The following is a 17,834-nucleotide window of genomic DNA, read 5'->3' as shown; positions in this document are numbered from 1 at the left end:
TCCTCCGCGGCCCTTGCGGCCTCCATGGTGGCCGCCGCCGTCCTGACGGGATGCTCGGGCGCGGGAGCGACCACGTGCGACCAGTACGCAAGCCAAGTCCCTGAGCGACCAGCAGAGCATCCAGAGCTCGCTCCTGAGCGAGCACAACCTCAAGTCGTACAACGGGGCCAACATGGTCGGCCTGACCCGGGCACTGACGTCGTACTGCGGCATCACCGGGTTCGGCAGCCAGAAGGCGACCAGGAACAACAGCTCGCCGATCGACAGGGCCGTGGACTGGTCCTCGAAGACCTGGTAGTCCCGGCCGCCGCTGGGCAGCGTCTTGGACGGACGGGTCAGATCTCCAGGTAGACCGACTCGCGGGGTCCGTCGGGCGCGAAGACGATGGTCACGGCAGGGACCCTGCCCATGGGGCGTGCGCGCACCGTGAGGATGCCGGGCCCCTGGAGTCCTGGCAGGAGCCGGTCGAGGGCCGCGACGAGTGCCCCGAGCTCGTCGTCGTCGATGACGGCGCCGCGGTCGTCGAACAGGTGAACGACGACCCCATGGGAGCGCGCCGCTGATACGCGCCGGAGCACGTCGTCGGTGGCCAGGTAGCCTCCGCGGACGCGGTCCCGGAGGGCGGCCTCGGTCTCGAGCATCCGGTTCCGGGCATCCTCGGAGAGTTCGGCCTCGGGGTCTGCCGCGAGCGTGAGGGACGGCGAGGCCAGGCTGCTCACCTCCCGCACCCACCCGGCTGCCTCCACCGTGTGGGCGTGGATGCGCGCGGCCTCGTCCAGCAGCGCGAGGGCCTGCCTGGTCTTCGCCTCGGCCCGGCGGTCGTTGAGGCCGAGGAAGCGCGCCAGGGCGACGGCGGTCGCCACGAACAGCACCGGCGCGAGCGCGATGCGCACCCCCTCTCCGAGGCCCGGCTCGGTCCCGAGCGACCACAGGACGGTCATGGCGGCGAACGCCGCGCATCCGGCGGCGGCCAGCAGGGGCCTCCCGCGCACCGCGAGGATGATCAGGAGGCATTGGAGGGCCGCGGGGTGCCACGCCGCGTAGCCGGGCCAGACGGCCTGCGGCAGCCCGGGCTCCACCAGCGCCGTGATCGCGGCCGTGCCTGCCACCCCCGACCAGGCAGCGGCCGGCCCGAGGGGGCCGCGGCCGCGCAGCAGGACGAGGGCCATCAGCGCCGCGTAGACGGCCATGGCCGACACGCTCAGCTCCGGCCGGGAGCTCTCATCCAGCGAGGCCGCACCGAGGACGACCTGCAGCGCTGCGAAGGCGGCTGCCAGGATGACCAGGAAGTTCGTGGGGATGGACCGGACCACGCTCACCCCACCTTCCATTCCAGGTGCACCGTGGTGCCGCGCCCCGGGGCCGACTCCACGGACGCGGCGCCGCCGGCGTCCTCGGCGCGCTGGATGATCGAGAGCCTGATCCCGAGCCTGCGCTGGGGCACCGACGCGGGCTCGAAGCCGCGGCCCCCGTCTGCGACGTCCACGCACAGCCTGTCGTCCACGAGCCGGGCGGTGACGGTCGCGCGCGATGCCCCCGAGTGGCGGCTGGCGTTGTCGAGCGCGGTGTAGACCGCCTCCAGCAGCGCATCGGCGGCCCGGGCAGGCAGCGACAGGGCGCCGTCCGTCGGGAGGGTCGAGAAGATGTCCACCGGCACGAAGTCCGTGTTCTCGGCGACGGCCTGCAGCCGTGCGGGCAGCTCGCCCACCGGCACGGGGCTCCGTTCCGGTTCCGTGGCCGCATACTCGCCGAGCTGCCGGATTCCTTCGCGGGCTGCCCGGGCCGCCCCAGCGCGCTGCTCAGGGGTGAATGCCCTCGCCGCCGAGATGAGGGCAGTCATGACCGAGTCGTGCAGGATGGCGCCGAGCCGGTTCCGCTCGATGAGCTGCGCCCTCGCTGCTGCCGACTCCCGGTACGCCTCCACGGCGCTGGCCTCGGCGGCGTCGGCGCGGTGTGCGCCCACCCTGATGGCCTGGATTGCGACGGCCACGGCGATCCCGACCATGGCGGCGTAGGCGCCGTCCTCGACGGACACGGCGACACTGGCTGCGCCCCCGGCCGGGGAGCGCCGGACCACGGCGAACAGCACCGACGTGGCCACCGCGTAGGCGCCTGCCGCGGTGAGCCCGGCGGCGCCGGCGAGGCAGGCGGTCCCCAGGGAGAGCACATGCCACAGCCATGGGGGCCCCGGTTCCGCGTCCGGGTGGCCGGCCGGCCAGGTGAGCAGGCCGAGGGCGACGGCCGCGGCGAACCCCAGGAGCGCCCGCCGCTCGACCCGGCCCCGGACCGCGGCGGCAGCCGTCCACACGAGCGTCAGCACGGCCCCTCCACCGAACAGGATGTTCCACCAGGCGGCGAGGCGTGGCAGCTCGTCGAGGATGTCCCCGATGCCCTGGGCGCACAGGGCGACCGCGAACACCCCGATGGACCGCGAGATGACCGCGGCGGCGGCCGCACTGTGACTGTCGTCGCGCACGGCCCCGTCCATCAGCGGGATCCGGGGATGACCGGCGGCAAAATGCCGTCCTTGATGGCGTTGATGAACAGCTGCACCTTCTGGGTCGCGGGCCGGTCCTGCGCCTGGTACTTGGCCTTTGCGCGGTCCACATAGGTCTTGGCCGTTGCGGGGGTGCACCCCATCCGCGCCGCCGTGGCGTCGATGCTCAGGCCCGAGGCGTACAGCCCCACCGCCTCGCGCTCCTTCTCGGTGAGCGCGCTGCGGGAGAAGGCCTGGTCGTCGTCGAGCATCGCCGCGAACTCGCGGCAGACGACCTGCCGGCCCGCATGGACCTCGCGGACCATCTCGAGCAGCCGGGAGGTCGGCTCCGACTTGCGGACATAGCCGGCCGCCCCGGCGGAGAGCGCATCGCGGAGGGCCTCCGGGTCGTCCGCCAAGGAGAAGACGATCACCTTGCATCCGTGCCCCAGCAGCCGGTGCACGTTCATCCCCGGGCTTGAGCCGTCCCCGAGCGCCAGGTCGAGGGCGACGACCTGGCACACGCCCTCGCCTGCGCCGATGAGCCCGTCCACGGTGGCGGTGTCCTTCGTGACCCGGATCGGGACGTCGGCCGTGCGGGCATCGAGGACGGCCGCGCCCACGACCCCGAGCCGGATCGCCTCGTGATCGTCCACAACGCCCAGACGGATGGGGCCGGCGGGCGCGGGAACCCCCACGCGGCGGCCCAGATATGTTGCCTCGGCGTGCTGGATCGCCGTGATGCCCCCCATAGTCGTGCCCCGGCCGGGCGTGCCGGGGATCTGCCCGCACTCTACGAAACTGGGCACCCGCCATCGCGCCGATTGCCGGGATATTTCAATGACAATTCGGTCGATTTTACACGTCAAATCTGCTGGCGGAATCGAGTGGTCACTTGCAGTTCCATAGGCCGCGCGGACCGCGCCCAGCGGCCGGATGCTGAGGGTCGGCGTCGCCCACCCTCAGCGGTACACGGTCCTGACGTCTATCAGCCGGGGGGCGGAGGTCGCCGTTCCCACGGAGACTGCCGCCTGCCAGACTCCGGGCTGCCCGGAGGGGAACAGGGCGAAGTGGGCCATGCCGTTGTCCCACCGTCCGGTGCCATCGGCCCTCCACACCCCGGCGCTCGGCCCGACGCACTGTCCGACCTACCCATGTCGGATACCCGGGGGCGCCCTCCGGACCGGCGCCCGTCGATCTGGCGCAGGCCGTCCCGTCTGAGAGCTCGATCCGAACCGGTGGGGCTTGGTCGGGGGCCCCCTTGTTCGGCCGGGCACCGATGATGGGGTCACCGATCGCCATGTTCGCGAGGCGGGTGACAACCTTCTTGCCGGTCTGGCCCTTGACGTCCATCGTGACGCACAGGAAGTCGCCGGGGGCCGTCGGGGACTGGAAGCACGGATCGTAGATCCCCGGCCAGTAGCAGCGGTAGCCATCGCTGCGCACTGCGATCTCCGAGCCGTTGCACGACCCGCTCGCGCCATTCCCGCTCTGCCCGGCGTCGAAGGTGTTGGATACCGCCGACAGCGAGCCGTCGCGCCACGGGTCGAGCGTGACGAACCGTGTCTTCGGGGCGCGCGACCCGACGTCATCCGCGATGTATCCGGTCATGGCCGCCGCCAGGCCCTGGATGCGCATGAGGTTCCCGTGGAAGCACTGGAGACCTGTGCCTTCAAGGAGGCTATGGCCCCATTCGTCCTTCGCAATGAAGCTGAGGTGGGCGAGCAGTCCCTCCGCCGCGTCGTCTGCCACGTTGACAGTGACTTTGCAGTCGGCGGTATCGATCGTCGTGGCCTGGGACGTGGCGGATCCGAGAGGGACGATGAGGTCGCCGGCGCTGGACGGGATGTCGCTGAGGCGGAATCCGAGGAAGGTTCCGTGGCGGGCTGTCATCGAGGTGTTGCCTGCCAGTGCATGGACGGCCAGCCCGGCCGGCCAGGGGTTCAGTTTGCCCAGCGCCTCCGACCCTGTTGCGAGCCCGGCCGCACCAGGCCCCCCGAAGGCGCGCAAGGCGTCGTGTATCCCCGAGCAGGTAGCTGAGTCCATCGACTTCGATGCGTCCCGGCAGGCGGCGGAGATTCTGTTGATGTAGGCCAGGACTATCGACTGGAGCGGGTCGCGTCTGGCAACGACCCGGTGGTCTGCGCTCTTCACGTACGCAGCGATGTCCGAACCGGTGTTCGGGGTGCCGAAGTCGATCACTTGGCTGATCGACTGTGCGAGCAGGGGATCCAGCTGCAGTGCTTCACGCGTGGCGAGCCCGCCCATGGAATGGGTGACCACAATCGGCTTCTGTCCGGACTGCTCCCGGAGGCACTCGAGTGCGTTTGCAAGCGGCTGGCCGATATGGCTGTCGGTCACCCACAGTCCAGACCAGTTGTGGTAGTCGAAGGTGAAGACCGCAGTCCCGGGGATCTCCTGGATGTTGCCGATGAGCGTCCGCAGCGAGGTCTGGGTTCCGGCGCGCGAGGTCACCAGGTCCATCGTGTGCGAGAAGTTCCCGGTCATCGAGGTGTCGTGCACTGAGCTGCCCGTCCACCCATGGACCATGACCACCGGGACGAACGAACCTCCCGCCAGAGGCCTGTAGGAAAGCGGCGAGCCGTCGTTGGCCTTGTCCCGGGAGAGGAACGGCGCGAGGGTCAGCTGGGAGGTGGTGCACTTCGTCGCCCATGCCGGGCCGTCCGCAGCGGCAGCCGGGGCGAGGGCGGCGGTCGTGACGCTTACGGCACCGAGCACAGCGGAGACGAGCACCGCAGTCAGCCTGCCGAGGAGTCCGCCTCCAGCGTGTAGACGAGCTTCCATTTCGCCTCCTCGAGGGTCACGAAGGCCAGGTAGGCCTTCGGCGCCGAACCCGGGTATGTGACCCTAATCGCCATGGTCCCGTCGGCGGGGCCCGTCTCCTCCCAGGTCGCGGGGACGGCTTCAATGCGGGTGCCGGGAGGCGCCACCTGCGCCGTCTGGGCGCGGGCGACCTCCTTCATTGATTCCGCGGCCCCTCCGATCGGGTCGGAGGGGAAGCCTTCAAGCGCGGCCGCAACCTGCACGGCAGCATCGGCTGCGTGGCTGGGCGGGCTGGCGGTGTTGTCCGGTCCCGATGGCAGGTGCTGCTGACCATTTTGGACAGCAGGTACAATCACCGCGAAGATCACCGCGGCGACAGTCGCCTGGACGACAGCAGCGATCACAGCCAGGGTCCAGATCCGTAGGTGCCTCGTCGGGGCGGCCGCATTCTTCATCGCTGTCTCTCACGGGGCGGGAAGAGTGCGGACGGCCCGCGTCCGCCTCTCCTGCTTCCCCCATGGGCTCGACGCGGGCGGGGCCGCGCTCATCCGCAGGCGAGGACATTGTCGCCCGGCTCCCGGGTGTTGCTGAGGAGGCGGCCGTAGAGCCCGGTCCCTGCAACCTGCCGGCATGCGGAGTCCGGGGTCGGGGCAGTGGAGTACACGGCGTACACGTAGGCGCCGCCGCTGTTATCCGTCGAGGGGCCGCGGAAGTCCCGGCAGGTGAGGTCGGTGCGCAGGTACGAGGACCCGGGGTGCGCATCGAGCAGCTTCTGCACCTCCGTGGCGTTGGTGGCGTCGTGCCAGGCGGTGCCGTAGACGACGATTGCCGAGCCGTCGCAGGCCGGGTAGCTGATCGGTGTGGCCAGGCCCAGGTCTCCTGGGGCGGCCAATTGCGAGGATGTGCCCGGCTGCCACACGGTTGTCGGCTCGCTGAACGCCTTGGCCGGTGTCACGATGCTGACCGTGCTGCTGCTGTAGGTGTACACGGTGCCGTCCTTGGCCGTGGCGCTGAACGACGTCAGGGTGCGCTGGGCCGGCAGGCTGACGTTGCCGCCTACGTCGCTGGACATGCTGATCATCGTCGGCGACCCGTCGATGTAGCACAGGGCTCCGCGGTAGGTGGCAGACTGCGCGAGCCACAGCAGGACTCCCCGGTTCTGGCAGTATGCCCGGTCCGCGCGGGTCACGGGGACGGACGACGCCGGCAGCGGAACCGAGCCCGGCCCCGCGGCGGGGGCGGACGGCGACGCGGGGAGGGGACCGGCATAGACCCCTTCACCCCCGGTCGGCGCTGTCGTGGAGTAGCGCTGCTGACTGCTGCCTCCGTACGAGTACGGTGTCGGGGCCGTGTACGCCGAGCCGCCGCCGCGGCCGTACGCGCCCTCGAGCGCCGTGCTGGTCGCGTTGTTCTGGGCCGTGGCGACCATGGTCCACACCACCGCGATCGTGGCTGCGACTGCCGCGAGCGAGAGGTAGGAGATCCACAGCCCGGCGAGGGCAAGGCCTCGCCCCCTCTCCCCGGTCCGCCGGATCTGGCCCAGCGCGACGTGCCCGAACACGATCGACAGGGCCGTGAAGAAGAAGGCCAGCACCAGTGACGCGATCGCGAGCGGATTGGTGCGCACCGGTGCCGCGTACCGCGCGGTCGGTGCTGCCGCATACCTTTCGGGTGCGGGTTCCGGAGCCGGTTGCGGCTGTGGGGCTGCCGGCGCATGGGCTGAGGGCGCCCTGTCCGGCCGGGGCGGCACCGCGGCCGGAATCGGTGCGGTGTCGTCCGGGACCTCGTAGGTCCTCCATCGCTCGTCGTCCATGCTCCACCCGTCCATCCCGAAATCCGCCCGGCCTGTGCCATCCGCACACTAGTGCGGCCATGCGGGCACCGCGACTGACGGAGCCCGCCGCCACGGAGCAGGTCGGCCGTTCGGAGGACAGGACCTGCCCCCGGCCCCCTGGTGCGGATGCGGGGGCGGGTAGCGGGCTCCTCCGAAACAGCTGCGGCACTTCTCGGGTGCAGGCGTCGGGCTACGTCGTGATGACCGCCCCCGCATCCGCAAGCCCCGACAGCAGCCCCGTGGAGGCGAGGACTCCCAGCAGGACCAGCAGTGCGGCGAACGACGCGACCGTCCACGTCCAGAACAGGCGCTCCGCCCGGTCGAACGAGCGCGCGGCCGCCAGGGCGCGCTGGACGAAGACGACGGCCCGTTCCAGCGGGGTGGACCTGGCCTGCACTGCGTGGTTGGGCGCGACGTCGACGGAGCCGTCATCGAGCACGGCCGTCGTTGTGGCGCCACCGCGGTCCACGGAGACACTGCGGATCCTCGACCCGTGCCTGGCCATGAGGATGTCCTCCCCGATGCTGCCCAGCGTCGGGGGACGCCAGTACCGCCGGCCCGCAGGACGACCCATCAGAACCCGGAGTAGCGGACGGTGGAGAGCGCCACGAAGTACACGACCGCCAAGACGAGGGCCAGCCCGGTGAAAACCCACCCGACGATCACGGCCGACAGCGCGAGCCCCCGGCCGCCCTCGCCGGTGCGGCGGATCTGGGACAGGGCCACGTGGCCCAGGATGAGGCCGGCGACACTGCTGAAAACACGACGATCAGCGAGGCGATCGCCAGGCCGTTCGTGCTGGCGGACCGCGGGGCGTATCCGGGCATCGGGGGCATGTCCCCGCGCCTATCGGCGCTGAGGGCATCCGCGGCGAATGATGTGGAGGGGCCGGCTGGGACCGCATGCGCGCCGTGGTTCCCCGCGCTTCGCCTGGGGTCGAGTGCGTAGCCGAGCCAGGCGGCCCCGACGAGCACCGCGACCTCCAGATAGATGAAATAGGGCGCGTACGAGCGCGAGGGGTCCGGGTTCGCCACGTACATGGCCAGCAGCCCCACACCGTACATGGCCACGGCCGTCACGGGCACTGCGATGTAGCTGCGCGCGGGCCGGCCGCGGGCGACCAGCCAAGCCGTCACGAAGAGTGCGGGGCCAATCCAGGAGAGCATGGGCGGGCCCGGGGATCCGAAGTGCGTGTACAGCAGGAAGGGCTGGATGAAGAACCCGAGGACCGCCGCGGCGGCAATGACGCCTGCGGCAGGCAGCGCAAGGATCGGCCTGCGGGCGGCCAGGAGGAGGGCGCCGGCCGCGACGGCGACACGGGCGACCGCCAGGACGATCGCAATCGCCTGGGCTGCGCCGTGGCCGAAGGCCTGCATCAGGGGGATGAAGAGGAAGTTCACGAACAGCAGGTCCGCAAGGAGCACCGCCGCGCCCCCTATGGAGCGCAGAACCTGGGGCACCGGTGCCTTTGCCTGGCCAGCCGTCTGTTCGACCGTGCCGGCGCTTTCGAAAGCCATGATGTCGTCCTCCCCGAGGGCTGCCACGGCCTGGGGCCGCCATACCGTGCCAGCATGCAGTCCCGGGGCGACTAGCACCTCGCCCGAATCCGGACGGCCCCCCTGCGCTGTCAGCCATTCAGGGGACGGGCCTCGCATCGCCGAGGCCGGACCGGAACCGGCGCTGCGCCGCGTGGGACCGCCGGTTCAGTCGTCGGCGTGGACGAGCACTTCGATGCCCGGGTCGGCGGACCTCAGCGCTGCCTCGATGCCCCGGCGCATCCGCCCGAGATTCTCCGCCGCCATCGGCCCGGCGCCGCGCTCCAGCCAGCGGACGACTTCGATCGTGACGGTCGAGCCGGCGCCCCGCGGCGCCGCGGCCACGACGGCCTCGAGGAACGATGCCGTTTTGCTGCCCACCGCGTAGCGCAGGCAGGCAGGCGTCCTCTCCGTCAGCCGGACGTCCGCGTCGAGCAGCCCCGGGGCGCCCGCTGACGAGAGCCGTTCCTCGATCGCGGCCAGGGCAGCGTGCGTGCTTGCCGACGTGCGGTACTCGACGGTCTCGGAGAGCATCCGCGTGGGACCCGCGCCCTCCTCCTCCGCCTCCGCCGGGCCCCTGAAGCGTGCCATCGCACGGCGGGCCGGGAGGAGGCAGAGCACAGCGGCGACGACCGCGACGCAGATGGCGATGACGAGTCCTTGGTCCACTTCGGCTCCCTAGGTGCGGTTCCCGCAGGTTCGACTGCCGGCCAGGCCAGAACAGCACCGGCGGGCCCCGGCGGGGAACAGGATCCGCGCACAGCCCTGCGTCCTGTCCTCCGAACAGCGGACCGATGTCCCCCGAACGGGGGACAGAGAGCTCACCGGGCGGTCGCCGGCTTCACGGCATACGGGTTGGACCGCCTGGGGGAGATCGGCTCGAAGGGCGCCCCGGTGTTGTAGTCGGCGGCCAGGCGCTCGTCCTCGAGGCCCTGCTCGTAGCCTTCCTGCCAGACGGCGGCGAGCTGGCCCTAGAACATGGCCTCTGCCGCGTCCAGGCTGGACCGGTACCGGACCCGTGCGGCGCAGGACGCGGCCCCTGCGAGCACGCCAGCGACCGTTGAGGCCACGGCGACGGCGAGGATGAGGATGACAATGCTCTGCATGTCACCCATGTGTGCGGGGGCACCGTTTCCCCTCAACGAGGGTGGGGGAGTGGTGAGGGATGGCACCGGATCTGCGCATGTTCCCCGGTGACCGCCCCACCGTCCCGGAGGAACCCTTGCTCCTGTGCGCGTGGCCCGCGGCGACGGGGTATTCGTCAACCAGCTGCGCTTCCCGGCTTCGGGGGCGCTGCTGATCGTGCACTTCCTCCTGGTCGGGGTGCTCCAGTCGTGGATCCTGCCGAACCTGGACGCGATCGGCCGCTTCGAGGAGAACGCCTCGTACTCGTACTGGACCGCGACGGCGGTCGTGGTCGCCCTGCAGCTGATCGTGCTGCCCACCCGCCGCGAGCTGTACGGCTCCTATCTCGCAGACCGGCTCTCCAGGGGCTGATCGGACTACAAGCCAGTTGCCCTGGCCTCATTGACCCGCCGATGAAGCGTGGCAGCCAGCCAGGTGTCAAGCTGGTACGCCGTCATGCGGAACTGGTTCCCGTCCGCATAGTTGTCCGCCTCCGTCACGCTGACCGCAGCGGCTTTGCCAGAAGGGGTAATTCCGTAATGGGCACCACGGCGGTACGGACCGTCGAGGATCGCGGCGTAGCGGTTCCTGTCGACTGACGTCCACCAGCCTCCAGCACGGGGACCGTCGTGGCCCCATCCGTCTTCAGTAACGACAATGAGGACATCCGGATCGAGGAGGTGCCGCTCGCTCCCCTCTGCGACGAGAGCGTACGGAGCGCTATCAGCCAGCCCCGCAGCGAGGGCCGCCTGATCCGGAGGATAACCGGGCGTGTATTTGCGGGCACTGGGCCAATGGGACAGCGACGTCCGGAGAAGCTGCGCCGAGTCGGTGATCACCCAGCCGCTGTCCGCCGGCCAGCAGCGGCCCAACACGCGCGGGTTGGAGTACGGCCTGGGGGTCTCAGGCTTGCCGAAGAGCTTCCGTCTCGGGGTCTCGGGGCCAGAGTGGACGACCAAGGACGCCGCAGAGTCTGGGATTTCCGCACTGAGGTAGTCGACTGCGTCCGAGAGCGACTGTCTGATCTCTGCGACGACTGCCTCTGCATTGCGGCGCCGATTCTCCTCCAGGGCATCAGATGCCCGCCTGAGCGCCTCGTCCCTCGAGCTGTCGAGTCGCCCTATCTCGTCTTTGAAGCCCATAGCTTCATGCACCTCTCTGCTGAACAGTGGCAGAGCCCCAGCACCGCCGGGAAGGGCGTCGTGCCGGGGCTCCGTGCTGGAATGGCTGTCGGATCAGGCGCCGTACGCGGGCCCGGTCGGGACGTCGGAGCGCTGGCCCTCGGGCTTCGGGCCCAGCAGCGTGAAGACGAGCACGATGATGCCGCCGACGAACGGGATGAGGCCAAGGAGGATCATCAAGCCGCTCATGTTCACGTCATGGAGCCGGCGGACGGTCAGCGCGAGGCACGGCACGATGACGGCCAGGCCCCAGACGAAAAGCAGGACGTACCCGGGGATCGAGACCGGCCCCGGGGTCGGGGTCGAGTAGCTGTAGCCGCCGTAGGAGCTCGTGGAGCTCACCATCCCGACGCTGGTGATGATGTTCAGGACGATGCCGACGACGGCGCTGACGAGCGCCCACCACCAGTACTCGGAGCGGCTGGCGCGCCCGGTGAAGGTGGCGTACTTCTTGAAGACGCGGCGGACGGCGGCCTTGAACGGGGCGCCGTACCAGGGGGCCCACAGCGGGGGCTCGCCCTGGAATCCGGCCGGCGCCTGGGACGGGTACTGCGGTGCCTGGTAGCCCGGGTTCGGGTACTGCGGAGTGGACATGGTTTCCCTCTGTGTCGACGCGGTGACAAGGCAGATCCTACGGTCCGTTGGACACGTGCAACACAAGCTTCGCGGAAATGTGCCGCACATGACGACAGGCAGTTCGCCGTCCGCACACATGGAGGACATGGACACTTTCGACGTCACTGCCACCGTCACGTACGCGCCCATGGTCGTCCCGCCCCGGTGCCGCAAGCCACGGCCCGTCCCGGAGACCATCACGGTCACCCTCCAGGTGCCCTCGTGCACCGCAGAGGAGGCCCCGGTGGCCGCCCGGGTCCCCCTCTGGAACAGCGCCCACGGCGGAGACCTCCTCACCGATCTGCGCACCGTCGACGGGACGTTCTACCGCTGCGAGGACGGCGGCGGGATGCCAGCCCAGATCACCGTCGAGGAGCTCTGGACTCCCGACCGGTCCGTGGCCGTGGCACAGGCCGAGGAGCGCGCCGAAGGCAGGATCCTCATCGACGGCGAGGTCTGGCGCGCCTGCTCCGAGCCGGTGTACCGGATCATCACCTTCGGGCTCAGCCACAACCACGGCGGCACAAGCGTGACCCCCCCATCCCGTACAGGAGGGATGACCTGGACCAGGCCTGGTACGTCTCCGCGCTGGACTACAACGAGGCCGTCCAGGCAGCCGTGAAGGTCGCCACGGACCGCGGCGACGACAAGTCACTCGACCGGATCCGCACCTGCTCCCGCATCGAAGTCCTCATCCCCGACGTCTTCACCCTCCAGAGCATCGCCGCGCGCCAGGCCCTGGCCGTCGCCGAGGCAAAGGCGGCCATCGCCGAGGCGACCGCGAAGGTGCGCGAAGCGGAGCCGGAGCAGCTGTGGGACGCGATGGACGCGCTCGACAAGGCGACCAAGGTTGCCTGGGACGCCGTCCGCCGCATCGGCCTCTGAGCGGGCCACAGCGCGCCTCAGCCGTCGCAGGTGGTCGACTGCCTAGCCTCGTGCCCGTGGACGACGTCGCGGTGATCGAGCTCGAGGGGCAGACCTCGATCGAGGACGCCCTGCTCGACGCCGGCACCCCGTGGACCAACCCGGTGCCGCCGGACGGATCGGGGTAGCTCGTACTCTTCTGATTCCGGCTGCCGGACCCTATGTCTGGTGCTGGGCCCACCAGAGGAACTCGCCCGCGTGCGGGGCGTGCTTGAACCCGTCCCCCGCGAGTCCGAACAGGAGGTCGTTGCTCCACACGATCTGGTGCCCGATCCGCGCCTCCTCATAGGGCGGCAGGTCGAGGCCGTAGACCTTCTTCGCTGCGATCAACTTCTGCTCGTAGGTCAGGAGGGTCAGGAACCGGTCCGGGTGCACGACCGAGAGCACCTTGGACAGCAGCACTTCCTTGAACCCCGGGAACGAGAAGGGCAGCCTCCCCCTGACCAGGCCTGTGAGCCGGTCCTCCAGCGGCTTCCCGGTCCCGCGCAGCAGATAGTCCACCACCTGGCGGACCTGGGCTGCGCCATGCTCCGGGTTCTCGTCGAAGGCATCAAGGAACGTCCTCTGGATGCCGAGGCTGGAGCCGGTGCCGTCGGTCGCGAACACCCGCAGGTCCGCCGGGGCTGCGCTGGGGAGCCCCTCCTCGCCGAAGAGGCGCCCGTACTTCGTCCAGAAGGCCGGCACGTGCGGATCGAGCCCGGCATGCTCCTGGGCCAGGAACACGGGCTTGAGCCGCTCCGCGCGGGCGAGGAGGTCAGGGTCGACGTCGGCCGCCGTCGGCAGGCCGCCCACCGGCCACAGCGGGGCACGCGCAGCTGGGGCCGGGCGGGCCTCCCCGTGCACCCAGGTGAAGTCGCAGTCCGGGCATCTGGCCTCCAGCCGCCCGTCGGGGAGTTCCCCGAGCAACTGGACGTCTTCCTGCCCCATGCAGAGCGGGCACATCACCAACGCCATGGAAACCACATCCTCGAAACCCGCTGCCCGACTGCCGGGCGGCGGGAGCCAGTCTATGGCCGGTCCAGAACCGCACGGCTGCTGCTGCGCAGCTGGCCAGCAACCGCCGGTTTGTCGTGTGCGGCGGCTACCATGTGCGCGCGGGGGGACCCTCTTCCCGCGGGAAAGGACTCCGCCATGAGCCGCGCCTCGCTCCTCGCCCTGCTCGCCAGTCCCGGCTGGGACGCCTACCTGAACGTCAGCATGGTCGCCGCCGTCGCGTGGATCGCTTCCTGGGTGACCGCCCGCCGCGCGGTGCGCCGGACCCGGCTCCGGTACGGGGCCACCACGATCGCCCGCGGGCTCGGTGCAGCCCTGATCATCGCGGACCTGTTCAGCCTGTCCGTGGAGGCCGGGGCCGGGCAGTTCATGGACGCCGGCATCTCCGCCGTCGGGGCGTTCTTCGTCGGCATGGCCCTGTCCCTGCTGGACGGTGACGACTGGTTCACCGGCACCTGGAAGAAGGCCAAGCGGAAGGCCCGCGCCATCACCCGGCACGGCGCCCCGCGGAAGGCCGTCGCCCCCACCCTCTGACAGCGCAGGATAGGCGGCAGGAGGCCTGGTGAGCCGTCACGGGGACGCCTACGCATGTTCCCCAGTGCAGTGTTCACACAACAGTGGAGCCGGGCAGGACGCGATTGGCCTCTCGTCCCGCCCGGCTCCACGCCCCTCCGGGCCTAAAAAGCTGGTCGTCAGGCTGCTGCGAGCTCCAACTGGGCGGCCATGACCGCGATCGGCTCGTCCAGCTCGGCCTCCCCGATCCGGACCACCCGCAGCTGCCCGGGGATTTCGCTCCCGATCGCCTCGACGGTGGCGCCGACGAGCAGCCCGTCCTCCTCGTCCAGGTAGTCGGCCTGCCTGACGGTGTACGTGCGGGGACCTGCGTTCCCGGGCGCTGCTGACATGGTGAACCTCCTGGTCGCGTCACGGCTCGTGCGCCCCCGATGTGTGCGGCACCGTGGCCAGGAGTGCCCGACACGTCGAGCCCTCGTCAATGCGGTGCAGGACTGTCGCTTCCGGGGTCCGCCGTACACATGGGGGACATGAGCCTCACACAGACCGCCCGCCAGCCCAAGGGCATCCCCGTCGGCGGCCAGTTCGCCGCCACCAGCCACGCGGAGCCGCAGGTCTCCCTTGGACGCCACACCGGCGGAGTGTCGGACCGGCACGTGCCCGAGTCGCTGCGCATGGCCCACTTCCAGGACCCGTCCCTCGTCCCGTCCCTGCACCGCTGCCTGTCGCTGTACGCCGAGGACGACTCCTACGCCGAACTCCAGGCCGAGAACTTCTCCGACGCCCTGCCGAACCTGCCCTTCGAGGAGTCCCGCGGCTACTGGACCAAGGCCGTCGATGAATACGCCGACGGCGGCGATTGGGAGGCCACCCTCGAGGAGGCCGCGGCGGCCGACACCGACCGGCACCCGGGCGGGAAGATCAAGGACGGCTACACGCCCCCGGACGTCAAGCGCGAGCGCGGCTACGGGCAGGGCACCCTCACCACCGGCTCCCGCTACACCGGCTACCGGGACGCCACCGAGGTCTGCAAGGACATCCGCGCCGAGCTCAAGGCCGCCACCGCCGCGAACTACCTCCCGGCTGGGTTGAAGTACTCGGTCACCAACGAGAAGTACTCCGGCGGGCAGTCCATCCGGGTCAGCATCCAGGGCGTCACCGACGCCGACCGCCTCGACCCTGCCGAGGTCGACCACTTCGGCCGGCCGGTCGAGGTCCCCGAGGCGAAGGAGCTGCGCCGCCGCGTCGAGACGATCACCAAAGCGTTCAACCGCACGAACATCGACGGCCAGTCGGACTACTTCAGCGCCAGCTACTACGACCACGTCGACATCGAGGACGACCGGGGCCGCGCCTGGCGCGAACGCGAGGCCGCCCACCGCAAGGCCAAGGCCGCCGCCCGCGCCGCGGCGAAGTAGGGACAGGAGACCCCCATGAGCAACGACACCATCGCCCGCCAGCCCAAGGGCATTCCGATCGGCGGCCAGTTCGCCGCGACCGCGCACGCCGAGCCCGGCATCACCCTCGCAGCCCCGGCCGGCCAGACTCCCACGCGCGAGCAGGTCATCGACCAGGCATGCGACTACTACGGGGAGGGGATGCGTCCCAGCTTCGAGAAGCAGTTCGAGGAGGTCTCCACCGAGGCCGGCGAGGCGCTCCTCGTCCAGTCCCTCGACGGGCTCTACAACCCCGACAGCCCACACCAGGTCGACCGGACTTACTACGGGGTGAAGCCGCGCCACTGCGACGCCCTTGCCGAGCTCGGCTACACCGACGTCAGCCAGGTCGCCCTGGAGAGGACCAAGAACCTCCGCGGCGTCGACACCATCGTGGAGAACCGCATCAGCCCGGACCGGCTCGAGGTCATCGGTGCCCTGCCCACGCACGAGCACCAGTGGTCCGCGTGGGAGAAGGAGGCCTACTTCGGGGCCCCCGTGGACGGGCTGCGCGCCGCCAACGGCGACCCGTCCCGGACCCGGCTCGAGCGCTACACCGACACCGTCACCCTCGGCCACCCGGAGCGCGCAGCCCGCATCGAGGAGGCCGTCGCACTCGGCATCGGGGACAAGGGCCTGATCGAATCCACCGCCCACCCGCTGCCCGTGCTGGCAGGCATCCGGGAACGGCTCACCGAGTCCAGGCGCAACGCCATGACGGTCGTCGGGTACGCCGACCGGGGCATCACCGCCGAGCACCTGAAGTCCTGGGGAGTGAACGCCTGCGACCGCTTCGACGCCGCCGACCTGGAGGCCTCCGGTATCCGCCCGGCCGTGCTTCGCTCCTTCATGGGCAGCGGCGTGCACACCTCCCTCGAGTCGTACCGGCGCCTGAACGAGGCCGGGTACACCAAGGGCGCCGACCTGAAGGCCGCCTCCAAGGCGATGGGCACCACCAGCCCCGACACCCTCGCCGAGGTCCGCCGGCACGCCACCGGCGAGCAGCTGGCCCGGTACGCGCCCAAGATCCGCGCCGGCCTCACCGTCGCTGACGCCGAGGCGATCGGCACCCTCGCCAAGCACGGGATCGAAGGCCCGGACGAGCTCAACGCCCGCTTCGTCGACCACGTGCACCGCCCCGCCGCGACATGAAGGTCCTGCCGATCTTCGCCGGGATCGTCGACGCCGGCGTCACCCCCGAGCGCGTGGGGGAGCTGACCCGCGCCGGGATCCCGGTCGACCGGATCGCCGCCCACAAGGACTCCGCCGACCCGTGGGCCGACGGGGCCCCGTACCGTGCCGGCTACAAGGAGAGGCAGGCGCTCCGGGCCTCCCAGGGGTGGATCACCCAGGATGAGGTCAGGCCGTGGGCCTACACCCAGGACACCTACCGGGCAGGAAAGGACGCCAAGTGAGCGCCGCCCCGTCCCGTGCCGCCCTGCCGGCCACCGCCCTCGCCGGCGCCGACGCCATCCCGGCCGAGGAACTGCTGCGGGTGACCACCCTGAACGCGCTGCACGCCAACAGCGCCGTCGCCGAGCGCACAGAGCTGGTCGCCGACGAGCTCGCCGTCCTGGCACCCGACGTGTTCTGCCTCCAGGAGGTCCGCTTCGAGTCCACCTGCAGCTCCGCGCAGCTGGAGGCCCTCACCGCCGCCACCGGACTGCGGGCGGTAGCGGCCTTGGGCCAGAAGCGCCTCGCCGACGGGTCGCTGAGCGGCAACGCGATCCTGACCCGGCTCGAGACCCTCGAGGCCGGTCACCTCCCGCTCGGCGTCCCCGGGTCCGCTGTCCACAGCGCCGCCTACGCCGTCCTGAAGGCGAGGCCCGGGCGGGTCCTCATCGCCGTCTCCGCGCACCTGCACTGGGGCGGGGAGAAGGAGCGGGAGCGGCTCGTCCAGGCGACCGCGATCGACGCCAGGGTGAAGCAGCTGATGGAGTCCTACGGGGCCGAGCACCCGATGGCCGTGCTCGCCGGCGACTTCAACTCGGTGCCCGACGCGGACACGGCCCGGTTCCTCTCCGGCCGCTCCGCCGGGGCCGACGGTGGCTACACGTACTGGACCGACTCGTTCGACGTCGTCGGCGACCCATACGAGGCCGCCACCGTCGCGAACGACAACCACTGGGCCGTCCAGACCGCCAAGTCGGTCGGGATCCTGTACCCGCAGCTGATGCCGAGCCGGCGGATCGACTACGTCTGGTCCTACGGGTGGACGTACGGCAAGCCCGGCACGCCCGCGGCCATGTCCCGCAGCTTCACGGCCGACACCCGGTACGACTTCCCGGCCTCGGACCACTACGGCCTGACCGTGGACTTCTGGGCCCCTCCCGTGCAGCCGGCGTTCGCCCGGCTCGAGGAGCCCGCATTCCTTCCCGAGGCGGAGGCCGTCGGCGCCGGCTGGTAGCGTCCGGACCC

24 protein-coding genes are annotated in these 17,834 nt (G+C 70.7%); 9 read left to right on the top strand and 15 right to left on the bottom strand.

The genetic code is table 11. The annotated features are described in order from the left end of the window. The first annotated feature begins 172 nt into the window (after window positions 1-172). Window positions 173-298, top strand: coding sequence for a hypothetical protein (locus LF262_RS16860; RefSeq protein WP_268933486.1), 126 nt, complete (start codon window positions 173-175; stop codon window positions 296-298). A 37-nt stretch (window positions 299-335) separates the two neighbouring features. Here LF262_RS16860 and LF262_RS03575 read toward each other — a convergent pair whose 3' ends face one another. From LF262_RS03575 to LF262_RS16855, 11 genes are all read right to left on the bottom strand, one after another. Continuing rightward, entirely contained in the window at window positions 336-1,319 is a 984-nt protein-coding gene (locus LF262_RS03575; RefSeq protein WP_235778871.1) for a DUF8320 family protein, read from the bottom strand. Then, the gene (locus LF262_RS17060) at window positions 1,316-2,476 is read right to left on the bottom strand and encodes a sensor histidine kinase (RefSeq protein ID WP_308190487.1); all 1,161 of its coding nucleotides are present in this window, start codon (window positions 2,474-2,476) and stop codon (window positions 1,316-1,318) included. Before LF262_RS17060 ends, LF262_RS03575 begins: the two co-directional genes overlap by 4 nt. Window positions 2,477-2,487: 11 nt before the next feature. Further along, window positions 2,488-3,228, bottom strand: coding sequence for a sigma factor-like helix-turn-helix DNA-binding protein (locus LF262_RS03565; RefSeq protein WP_235778870.1), 741 nt, complete (start codon window positions 3,226-3,228; stop codon window positions 2,488-2,490). 139 nt (window positions 3,229-3,367) lie between these two features. Continuing rightward, on the bottom strand, window positions 3,368-5,281 hold the full coding sequence (locus LF262_RS03560; RefSeq protein WP_235778869.1) for an esterase/lipase family protein: 1,914 nt from the start codon (window positions 5,279-5,281) through the stop codon (window positions 3,368-3,370). Further along, window positions 5,236-5,715: a hypothetical protein gene (locus LF262_RS03555; RefSeq protein ID WP_235778868.1), complete on the bottom strand. Its 480-nt coding sequence runs from the start codon at window positions 5,713-5,715 to the stop codon at window positions 5,236-5,238. The genes LF262_RS03560 and LF262_RS03555 overlap by 46 nt, the downstream gene beginning before the upstream one ends. Window positions 5,716-5,804: 89 nt before the next feature. Then, window positions 5,805-7,088 carry a DUF4190 domain-containing protein gene (locus tag LF262_RS03550; protein ID WP_235778867.1) on the bottom strand — a complete coding sequence of 428 codons (1,284 nt, stop codon included), beginning with the start codon at window positions 7,086-7,088 and terminating at the stop codon, window positions 5,805-5,807. A gap of 196 nt (window positions 7,089-7,284) precedes the next feature. Then, window positions 7,285-7,599: a hypothetical protein gene (locus LF262_RS03545; RefSeq protein WP_235778866.1), complete on the bottom strand. Its 315-nt coding sequence runs from the start codon at window positions 7,597-7,599 to the stop codon at window positions 7,285-7,287. Between the two features lie 68 nt (window positions 7,600-7,667). Continuing rightward, on the bottom strand, window positions 7,668-7,820 hold the full coding sequence (locus LF262_RS03540) for a DUF4190 domain-containing protein (RefSeq protein WP_235778865.1): 153 nt from the start codon (window positions 7,818-7,820) through the stop codon (window positions 7,668-7,670). After that, window positions 7,757-8,611 (bottom strand): hypothetical protein, encoded by an 855-nt coding sequence (locus tag LF262_RS03535; RefSeq protein ID WP_235778864.1) that lies wholly within the window; start codon window positions 8,609-8,611, stop codon window positions 7,757-7,759. Before LF262_RS03535 ends, LF262_RS03540 begins: the two co-directional genes overlap by 64 nt. 186 nt (window positions 8,612-8,797) lie before the next feature. After that, complete coding sequence (locus LF262_RS03530; protein ID WP_235778863.1) at window positions 8,798-9,298, bottom strand: hypothetical protein; 501 nt, start codon at window positions 9,296-9,298, stop codon at window positions 8,798-8,800. 302 nt (window positions 9,299-9,600) lie between these two features. Next, window positions 9,601-9,735 (bottom strand): hypothetical protein, encoded by a 135-nt coding sequence (locus LF262_RS16855; protein WP_268933485.1) that lies wholly within the window; start codon window positions 9,733-9,735, stop codon window positions 9,601-9,603. Window positions 9,736-9,859: 124 nt separating this feature from the next. Between LF262_RS16855 and LF262_RS03525 the strand changes: the two genes are divergently transcribed. Then, window positions 9,860-10,126 (top strand): hypothetical protein, encoded by a 267-nt coding sequence (locus LF262_RS03525; protein ID WP_235778862.1) that lies wholly within the window; start codon window positions 9,860-9,862, stop codon window positions 10,124-10,126. Window positions 10,127-10,131: 5 nt separating this feature from the next. Here the strand turns inward: LF262_RS03525 and LF262_RS03520 are convergent, their stop codons facing one another. After that, complete coding sequence (locus LF262_RS03520; RefSeq protein ID WP_235778861.1) at window positions 10,132-10,896, bottom strand: hypothetical protein; 765 nt, start codon at window positions 10,894-10,896, stop codon at window positions 10,132-10,134. A gap of 93 nt (window positions 10,897-10,989) precedes the next feature. Beyond that, complete coding sequence (locus LF262_RS03515; protein WP_235778860.1) at window positions 10,990-11,529, bottom strand: DUF805 domain-containing protein; 540 nt, start codon at window positions 11,527-11,529, stop codon at window positions 10,990-10,992. An 88-nt stretch (window positions 11,530-11,617) separates the two neighbouring features. On the opposite strand from LF262_RS03515, the gene LF262_RS03510 reads away from it, so the two are divergent. Together LF262_RS03510 and LF262_RS03505 are read left to right on the top strand one after the other, a co-directional pair. Then, window positions 11,618-12,172 (top strand): DUF8359 domain-containing protein, encoded by a 555-nt coding sequence (locus LF262_RS03510; protein WP_235778859.1) that lies wholly within the window; start codon window positions 11,618-11,620, stop codon window positions 12,170-12,172. Then, on the top strand, window positions 12,169-12,435 hold the full coding sequence (locus LF262_RS03505; protein WP_235778858.1) for a hypothetical protein: 267 nt from the start codon (window positions 12,169-12,171) through the stop codon (window positions 12,433-12,435). Before LF262_RS03510 ends, LF262_RS03505 begins: the two co-directional genes overlap by 4 nt. A 198-nt stretch (window positions 12,436-12,633) precedes the next feature. On the opposite strand, the gene LF262_RS03500 is transcribed toward LF262_RS03505, so the two are convergent. Next, window positions 12,634-13,428 carry a hypothetical protein gene (locus tag LF262_RS03500; RefSeq protein ID WP_235778857.1) on the bottom strand — a complete coding sequence of 265 codons (795 nt, stop codon included), beginning with the start codon at window positions 13,426-13,428 and terminating at the stop codon, window positions 12,634-12,636. 177 nt (window positions 13,429-13,605) lie between these two features. Between LF262_RS03500 and LF262_RS03495 the strand changes: the two genes are divergently transcribed. Beyond that, window positions 13,606-14,001, top strand: coding sequence for a hypothetical protein (locus tag LF262_RS03495; RefSeq protein WP_235778856.1), 396 nt, complete (start codon window positions 13,606-13,608; stop codon window positions 13,999-14,001). A 158-nt stretch (window positions 14,002-14,159) separates the two neighbouring features. On the opposite strand, the gene LF262_RS03490 is transcribed toward LF262_RS03495, so the two are convergent. Then, complete coding sequence (locus tag LF262_RS03490) at window positions 14,160-14,372, bottom strand: hypothetical protein (protein ID WP_235778855.1); 213 nt, start codon at window positions 14,370-14,372, stop codon at window positions 14,160-14,162. A gap of 138 nt (window positions 14,373-14,510) precedes the next feature. Between LF262_RS03490 and LF262_RS03485 the strand changes: the two genes are divergently transcribed. Genes LF262_RS03485 through LF262_RS03470 form a run of 4 tightly spaced genes read left to right on the top strand, consistent with a single transcriptional unit; the run spans window position 14,511 to window position 17,823 of the window. Next, window positions 14,511-15,398, top strand: a complete 888-nt coding sequence (locus LF262_RS03485; protein ID WP_235778854.1) for a hypothetical protein — start codon at window positions 14,511-14,513, stop codon at window positions 15,396-15,398. Window positions 15,399-15,413: 15 nt separating this feature from the next. Beyond that, window positions 15,414-16,568 (top strand): hypothetical protein, encoded by a 1,155-nt coding sequence (locus LF262_RS03480; RefSeq protein ID WP_235779325.1) that lies wholly within the window; start codon window positions 15,414-15,416, stop codon window positions 16,566-16,568. After that, window positions 16,565-16,831, top strand: coding sequence for a hypothetical protein (locus LF262_RS03475; RefSeq protein ID WP_235778853.1), 267 nt, complete (start codon window positions 16,565-16,567; stop codon window positions 16,829-16,831). The genes LF262_RS03480 and LF262_RS03475 overlap by 4 nt, the downstream gene beginning before the upstream one ends. Next, window positions 16,828-17,823 carry an endonuclease/exonuclease/phosphatase family protein gene (locus tag LF262_RS03470; RefSeq protein WP_235778852.1) on the top strand — a complete coding sequence of 332 codons (996 nt, stop codon included), beginning with the start codon at window positions 16,828-16,830 and terminating at the stop codon, window positions 17,821-17,823. The genes LF262_RS03475 and LF262_RS03470 overlap by 4 nt, the downstream gene beginning before the upstream one ends. Window positions 17,824-17,834: the final 11 nt, after the last annotated feature.

The sequence above is a fragment of the Sinomonas notoginsengisoli genome (assembly GCF_021554725.1).
Taxonomy (GTDB): domain Bacteria; phylum Actinomycetota; class Actinomycetes; order Actinomycetales; family Micrococcaceae; genus Sinomonas; species Sinomonas notoginsengisoli.
This window is presented reverse-complemented; position numbering and strand designations above follow the sequence as displayed.